This is a genomic window from Saccharopolyspora sp. NPDC002686 (assembly GCF_040295745.1).
In the GTDB taxonomy this organism is placed as follows: domain Bacteria; phylum Actinomycetota; class Actinomycetes; order Mycobacteriales; family Pseudonocardiaceae; genus Saccharopolyspora; species Saccharopolyspora oryzae.
Genome location: NZ_JBEOVY010000391.1, coordinates 1 through 6,716, shown reverse-complemented (window position 1 = coordinate 6,716; position 6,716 = coordinate 1). Strand labels below are relative to the sequence as shown.

Sequence of the window (6,716 nt, the reverse complement as noted above, 5' to 3'; positions counted from 1 at the left end):
GCTTCACCTTCCAAATCGAAGACCGATGTGCTGGGTGGGGGGTTGCGGCACCAATCAGAAGTCAGGTTTGTGCAGGTCAAGTACCGTGAGTCTTTTGGGGTGCTATGACGCCCCAAAAGACTCACGGGTCATGACCAGCGAGAACTGATCCGCATCCGGCAACTCATGCAGGTGTCCTGGCCGGAAGGTGGCGCACTCGACCGGTGAACGAGTGAAGGGCCCCTCGACCAGTGGTCGGAGGGGCCCTTCAACAGGAAGTTCGCGTGCTCAGCCTGCGAGTTTGCGGAGTTCTGGGAGCAGCAGGCGGAGGGCTCGGCCTCGGTGGGAGTCCGCGTCCTTTTCCTCCGGGGAGAGTTCGGCGCTGGTTCGGGTTTCGCCTTCTGGGACGAAGATCGGGTCGTAGCCGAAGCCGTTGGTGCCGCGTTCTTCGCGGATCACCGTTCCTCGCCATTCGCCTCGGACCACGGTTTCCGCTCCGTCCGGGTGGACCAGGGCCGCTGCCGAGACGAAGGCCGCGCCGCGGCGGTCGTCGGGGACGTCCGTGATCTGGCCGAGGAGGAGGTCCAGGTTGGCCTGGTCGTCGCCGTGCTTGCCGGACCAGCGGGCCGACAGGACGCCGGGCATGCCGTTGAGGGCGTCGACCGCGATGCCGGAGTCGTCGGCGATCGCCGGGAGGCCGGTGGCCTTCGCCGCGTCCGCCGCCTTCGCGATCGCGTTCTCCTCGAACGTCGCGCCGGTTTCCGGGGCTTCCGGGAACTCGGGGACGTCCGCCAGGCCGATGACCTCGACGCCGGTCACGCCCTCGGCTTCGAGGATTCGGCGCAGTTCCACCAGCTTCTTCTGGTTGCGGGTGGCCAGCAGGACGCGGCTCATGCCTTGCTCCCCGGCAGCTCACCCGGGTACGGGGCGGCCAGCGCGTCGGCTTGGATCTCGGCGAGCTTCGCGCAGCCGTCGAGCGCGAAGTCGATCATCTTGTCCATCGTGGACCGGGTGTAGGTGGCGCCCTCGCCGGTGCCCTGCACCTCCACCAGGGTGCCGTGGTCGGTGGCGACCACGTTCATGTCCACCTCGGCGCGCGAGTCCTCCTCGTAGGGCAGGTCCAGGCGCACCCGGCCGTCCACCACGCCCACGCTGATCGCGGAGATCGAGCAGGACAGCGGCTTCGGGTCGGACAGCCGACCGGCAGCGCCCAGCCAGGTCACCGCGTCCGCCAGCGCCACGTACGCGCCGGTGATCGCGGCCGTGCGGGTGCCGCCGTCCGCCTGGATCACGTCGCAGTCCAGCGCGATGGTGTTCTCGCCCAGCGCCGCCATGTCGATGCAGGCGCGCAGGGAGCGGCCGATCAACCGGCTGATCTCGTGGGTGCGGCCGCCGATGCGGCCCTTCACCGATTCCCGGGGGCTGCGCGTGTTCGTCGACGACGGCAGCATCGCGTACTCCGCGGTCACCCAGCCCAGTCCGGAGCCGGTCCGCCAGCGGGGGACGCCCTCCTGGACGCTGGCCGCGCACAGAACTCGCGTCCGGCCGAACTCGACCAGAACCGAACCTGCCGGCCAGTCCTGGTATCCGCGTGTGATCCGCACCTCTCGGAGCTGGTCGTCGCTCCGCCCATCCGCTCGTGCCACGCCCCAACCCTAAGCCCGCCCCGAATCGCCCCTCGTCAAGGGGCCGCTACGGCTGCCAGACGTAGCGGACGTCCGGTTCGCGCTCCTCGTTGAGCTGCCCGTCGGTGTGCTCGACCGCGACGAAGCCGTGCCGCTCGTAGAACCGCCGGGCCGGGCCGTTGACCTGGAAGGTCCAGAGCTCCAGCCCGTCCGGGCGACGGCGTTTGGCCAGGTCCACGAGCTGATCGCCGAGTCCTCGACCGCGCTGCGGCGGATCGAGGTAGAGCTGCTCCAGCTCCGCGCCCTCGAGCACCATGAGGCCGACCACCGAGCCCTGCTCCTCGGCCACCCAGCACTCTGAGTTCGGCACCACGACGTGGGCGAACCAGCTCCGCACCTCGTCGTCGCCGTGCGCCCGGCGCACCGTCGGCAGCGCGGTGTTGAACGAGCGCAGCCAGACTTCGGCCATGTCCGCCGCGTCGGCAGCGGCAGCCGGCCGGAGCACGACGTCAGATCTCATAGCTGCCGTCCGCGACGACCAGTTCCGCCGGTCCGTCGTAGACGGCCTCGGCTTCGGCGAGGATCGCGTCGCCGTTCGCCCACGGCACGACGTGGGTGAGCAGCAGGCGCTGAGCTCCGGCCGACTTCGCCACCTCCGCGGCTTGGCGGCCCGACAGGTGCACGCCGTCCGGCGCGTCCGGGGAGTCCTCCCAAGACGCCTCGGACAGCAGGACGTCGACGTCCGCTGCGAGGTCGGTCAGCTGCGGGCACGGGCCGGTGTCGCCGGTGTAGGCCAGCACCTTGCCCTCCGCCTCGACCCGGAAGCCCCACGACTCGCACAGGTGCGCCACCGGTGTCGCCCGGACCTCGAACGGCCCGATGCGCACGGGTTCGGCCGATACCTGGACGAACTCGAACACGTCCGACAGATCCGTCACGGCCAGCTCCTCTGCGTCCGGCGCGTAGAGCGCGGCGAACCGCTGCGGAGCGTTCGCGGGCGCGATCACCGGAAGCCGGCCGCCGGGCCGGTTCGGGTGGTAGCGGCGCAGCACCGCGAGCGCGCCGAAGTCCGCGCAGTGGTCCGGGTGCAGGTGGCTGAAGAACACCGCGTCCAGCGAGAACGGGTCGATGAACCGCTGCATCGCGCCGAGCGTGCCGTTGCCCAGGTCGAGCGCGATGCGGGTGTCGCCGGACTCCAGCAAGTACCCGGATGAAGGCGAATCCGGGCCGGGAATGCTCCCGGAGCAGCCGAGGATCGTCAGCTTCATGCGGTCGAGCTTGACATGACGAGCGGCCGAACGGCATCGGCCGCGAGCGCCGGTCCGAGGAACCGGGCGGCCAACCGGGCGAACCGGTCAGGGGCCCCGGTGGCGTGGAACGCGTGCTCGGGCACCGCGTCCGGGCCTGCGAGCAGGTCGTTCTCGGTCAGCACCCGCACCACGTCCTTGGCGGTCTCCTCCGCGCTGGAGACCAGCGTCACCTGGTCCCCCATCGCGATCTGGAGCACACCGGTGAGCAGCGGGTAGTGCGTGCAGCCGAGCACCACCGTGTCGACGTCGGCCTGCTGCAGCGGGTCGAGGTAGCTCTGCGCGAGACCGAGGATCTGCCGACCGGTGGTGATGCCGCGCTCGACGAACTCCACGAACCGCGGGCAGGCCACCGTGGTCAGCTCGATGTCCGGGGCCGCGGTGAACGCGTCGTCGTAGGCGCGGGAGCGGATGGTCGCCTTGGTGCCGATCACGCCGATGCGCCGGTTGCGCGTGGTCGCCACCGCGCGCCGCGTCGCGGGCATGATGACCTCGACGACCGGGATCGAGTAGCGCTCGCGGGCGTCGCGCAGGCAGGCCGCGGACGCGGTGTTGCAGGCCAGCACCAGGGCTTTCACCCCGTCCTCGACGAGCGAGTCGGTGATGGCCAGGGTGCGGGTGCGGATCTCGGCGAGCGGCATCGGGCCGTAGGGCGCGTTGGCGGTGTCGCCGACGTAGTGCACGGTTTCGCCGGGCAGCTGATCCATGATCGCGCGGGTCACGGTCAGCCCGCCGACGCCGGAGTCGAAGATCCCGATCGGGGCGTCAGTCACCCGGCAAGTGTGCCAGGCCCACCGCTGGTGACCTGCGACCGAGTGCTGCGGCCCACCAACCAGGCGGCCAGGAACCCGGCGATCGCGCCGAACAGGTGGCCCTCCCAGGAGATGTTCGGCGTGCCGGGCAGCACGCCCCACAACATGCCGCCCCAGTAGAAGAACAGCACGGCGGCGACCAGGATCTGCGCGATGCTGCGCTGGAAGAAGCCGCGCACCAGCAGGAACACCATCCAGCCGAAGATCACCCCGGACATGCCGATGTGCACGGCGGGTGCGCCGAACAGCCAGGTGCCGAGGCCGCCGATGATCCAGATCGTCGCGGTCACCGCGAGGAACTGCCCCAGCCCGCCGGCGAGCACCAGCCAGCCGAGCACCAGGAACGGCAGGGTGTTGGCCCACAGGTGATCCCAACCCGCGTGCAGCAGCGGGGACCACAAAATCCCCTCGAGGCCACTCCCGGACCGCGGAAAGATGCCGTGGTTCTCCAGGTTCGTCAGCGGGTTGACCTGGTCGTAGAACTCGATGCCGTAGAGCACCGCGGTGGCGATGAGCATGCCCACCGCTGCGCCCAGCGGGTTCGGGGGCAGCACGCGCGGGCGAGGACGATCAGGCAGCCGGTTCACAACTCGAGGCTACGCGGAGCACCCCTCCGCGGTCTCGGGGTTCGCCCTGAGATTCGGACGTTTTGCACCACGTCTCCGGTGGCCCTTCCGCGTGGACTCCGGGTGCTCGACTTGATGTGCGCCAGATCAAATGCGGGCTCTTGCCCGACCCCAAGATCAACAGGTGGGCCGCGCGATAGGGTCCTGCATCGTTGCGTTCCGGACGAAGGGCTTCACGTGCAGGTCGAGTTAGCAGTGCCAGCGGCGGCGCGTTCCGGACGGGCACCCACGTGGGACATCGGCACCGACACCCTGCTGTGGACCGATCCGCCGACGCGCAGCGCGCACCGCTTCGTCCCCGGTCGCACCGATCACGCGATGGAACTGCCGCAGCAGGTCAGCGCGGCGAAGACGCGCAGCCACGGCGGCCTGGCGCTGCACCTGGACGAGGGCATCGCCCTGTTCGACTCCACCGGTTCGCAGCGGACCTGGCTGATCTACTGGGCGCGCGAGGGCGCCGAGGCGGGCGCGACGATGATCGACGCCAAGGGCCGGTTGTGGGCGACGACGCTGGGCGAAGGCGGCTGGCTGGTCCGGGTCACCGGTGAAGGCTCGGCGCACATCGCGCTCAAGGACCTGCCCGCGGGCAACGGCATCGCCTGGAGCCCGGACAACACCCGCATGTACCTGTCCGACGGCGCAGCCCGGCGCGTCGACGTCCTGGACTTCGACCTGACCACCGGTGACTGCACCGACCGCCGCCCGCTGTTCGAGGTCGACGGCGAACCCGGCGGCCTGGCGGTGGACGCCTCCGGGCACCTCTGGCTCACCGTCCGCGACCGCGGCGAGCTCCGCTGCTACACCCCCGCCGGCGACCTGGACCGGACGATCCCGCTCCCGGCCCAGCGCCCGACGGACTGCTGCTTCGGCGGCCCGGACCTGACGAGGCTCTACATCACCACCGCGACCGACGAGGTCTCCGAGCCCGCCGAAGCCGACGGCTCGATCCTCGTCATCCCGGACCTCGCAACGGGCGTCCGCCCCTACTCCTTCGCCGGCTGACCCAGGGCTCCACCGCAAATTCAATGGAAATCGAACGTCCAATTTCCATTGAATTTGCGCCGACCCCGGCCGAGCGACGTCCTTCCGGGAGCACAGTTTCAATTGAAACTGTAAATCTCCAGCTGGAGACGGATCAGGCCCAGAGCTGGCCTTCGAGGCGTTGGGCGGCTTCGTCGAGGGTGCCGCTGTAGGCGCCGGTGGAGAGGTACTTCCAGCCGGCGTCGGCGACGACGAAGGCGATGTCCGCGGATTCGCCGGCGGCCGCCGCCTTCTCCGCGATCGTCAGCGCCGCGTGGAGGACGCCGCCGGTGGAGATGCCGGCGAAGATGCCCTCGGCCTCCAGCAGCTGGCGGGTGCGGCGCAGGGCGTCGTAGGAGCCGACCGAGAAGCGGCGGGTCAGGACCTCGGCGTCGTAGAGCTCCGGGACGAAGCCCTCGTCGAGGTTGCGCAGGCCGTAGACCAGTTCGCCGTAGCGCGGTTCGGCCGCGACGATCTGCACGTCGGGCTTCTGCTGGCGCAGGTAGCGGCCGACGCCGACCAGGGTTCCGGTGGTGCCCAGACCGGCCACGAAGTGGGTGACGGTCGGCAGGTCGCGGAGGATCTCCGGCCCGGTGGTGGTGAAGTGCGCGTCGGCGTTGGCCGGGTTGCCGTACTGGTAGAGCATCACCCAGTCCGGGTTCTGCTCGGCCAGGTCCTTGGCCATCGCCACCGCCTGGTTGGAGCCGCCGGCCGCGGGCGAGGAGATGATCCGCGCACCGTAGGCCTGCAGCAGCTGGCGGCGCTCCTCGGAGGTGTTCTCCGGCATCACGCAGACCAGGCCGTAGCCCTTGAGCTTGGCCGCCATGGCCAGCGAGATCCCGGTGTTGCCCGAGGTGGGCTCCAGGATCGTGCAGCCGTGGGTGAGGCGGCCTTCCTTCTCGGCGGCTTCGATCATGGCCAGCGCCGGGCGGTCCTTGATCGAACCGGTCGGGTTCCGGTCCTCCAGCTTGGCCCACAGCCGGACGTCCGGAGCCGGCGACAGGTGGGGCAACCCCACCAGAGGCGTGTCACCGAGCGCGTCCAGCAACGAGTCGTAACGAGCCACGGTGCATCTCCTACTCACCGCAAGAAGAACAGTTCCTACGTCCAAGCGTGAGGCCTCGACGGCTGTAGCAAAAGTCGCGAGGCACGCTCACAAGTCCGCGACGTCGGGCAAGCGGCGAAGCCGCTTTCGGCGGTAAGCAGCTACCGCGAAGAACGACTGGCACCGGCCGGCGAGGGTCGCATGCGCCGCCAGGCGCATAGCCCACCCTCGCAACTCGCACCGCCGCGGGTTCTCAGACGTCGCCTGGCGAGGACAGCCCGTTTGCCGTGTATTGGACATAC

The 6,716-nt window shown here is 69.9% G+C and carries 8 protein-coding genes; 1 reads left to right on the top strand and 7 read right to left on the bottom strand.

Annotated elements, in window-relative coordinates:
* Nucleotides 1–267: 267 nt before the first annotated feature.
* From rdgB to ABTZ89_RS33415, 6 genes are read right to left on the bottom strand one after another with little or no spacing between them, the layout of a single operon-like run.
* The gene (gene rdgB, locus ABTZ89_RS33440; RefSeq protein ID WP_270952744.1) at nt 268–873 is read right to left on the bottom strand and encodes an RdgB/HAM1 family non-canonical purine NTP pyrophosphatase; all 606 of its coding nucleotides are present in this window, start codon (nt 871–873) and stop codon (nt 268–270) included.
* The gene (gene rph / locus ABTZ89_RS33435; protein ID WP_270952745.1) at nt 870–1,625 is read right to left on the bottom strand and encodes a ribonuclease PH; all 756 of its coding nucleotides are present in this window, start codon (nt 1,623–1,625) and stop codon (nt 870–872) included. Before rph ends, rdgB begins: the two co-directional genes overlap by 4 nt.
* Before the next feature lie 46 nt (nt 1,626–1,671).
* Nucleotides 1,672–2,124 (bottom strand): GNAT family N-acetyltransferase, encoded by a 453-nt coding sequence (locus tag ABTZ89_RS33430; protein WP_351052341.1) that lies wholly within the window; start codon nt 2,122–2,124, stop codon nt 1,672–1,674.
* Complete coding sequence (locus ABTZ89_RS33425; protein ID WP_270952747.1) at nt 2,114–2,872, bottom strand: MBL fold metallo-hydrolase; 759 nt, start codon at nt 2,870–2,872, stop codon at nt 2,114–2,116. Before ABTZ89_RS33425 ends, ABTZ89_RS33430 begins: the two co-directional genes overlap by 11 nt.
* The gene (gene murI, locus ABTZ89_RS33420) at nt 2,869–3,684 is read right to left on the bottom strand and encodes a glutamate racemase (protein WP_351052338.1); all 816 of its coding nucleotides are present in this window, start codon (nt 3,682–3,684) and stop codon (nt 2,869–2,871) included. Before murI ends, ABTZ89_RS33425 begins: the two co-directional genes overlap by 4 nt.
* On the bottom strand, nt 3,681–4,310 hold the full coding sequence (locus ABTZ89_RS33415) for a rhomboid family intramembrane serine protease (protein WP_351052335.1): 630 nt from the start codon (nt 4,308–4,310) through the stop codon (nt 3,681–3,683). The genes murI and ABTZ89_RS33415 overlap by 4 nt, the downstream gene beginning before the upstream one ends.
* Nucleotides 4,311–4,526: 216 nt before the next feature.
* On the opposite strand from ABTZ89_RS33415, the gene ABTZ89_RS33410 reads away from it, so the two are divergent.
* Complete coding sequence (locus ABTZ89_RS33410) at nt 4,527–5,351, top strand: SMP-30/gluconolactonase/LRE family protein (RefSeq protein WP_351052332.1); 825 nt, start codon at nt 4,527–4,529, stop codon at nt 5,349–5,351.
* Between the two features lie 133 nt (nt 5,352–5,484).
* Here the strand turns inward: ABTZ89_RS33410 and ABTZ89_RS33405 are convergent, their stop codons facing one another.
* Nucleotides 5,485–6,435: a PLP-dependent cysteine synthase family protein gene (locus ABTZ89_RS33405; protein WP_351052329.1), complete on the bottom strand. Its 951-nt coding sequence runs from the start codon at nt 6,433–6,435 to the stop codon at nt 5,485–5,487.
* Nucleotides 6,436–6,716: the final 281 nt, after the last annotated feature.

Bases quoted from the DNA above. Each gene is read 5' to 3' on its own strand.
- ABTZ89_RS33430 (WP_351052341.1), bottom strand. From the start codon at position 2,124: ATGAGATCTGACGTCGTGCTCCGGCCGGCTGCCGCTGCCGACGCGGCG.
- ABTZ89_RS33425 (WP_270952747.1), bottom strand. From the start codon at position 2,872: ATGAAGCTGACGATCCTCGGCTGCTCCGGGAGCATTCCCGGCCCGGAT.
- rdgB (WP_270952744.1), bottom strand. From the start codon at position 873: ATGAGCCGCGTCCTGCTGGCCACCCGCAACCAGAAGAAGCTGGTGGAA.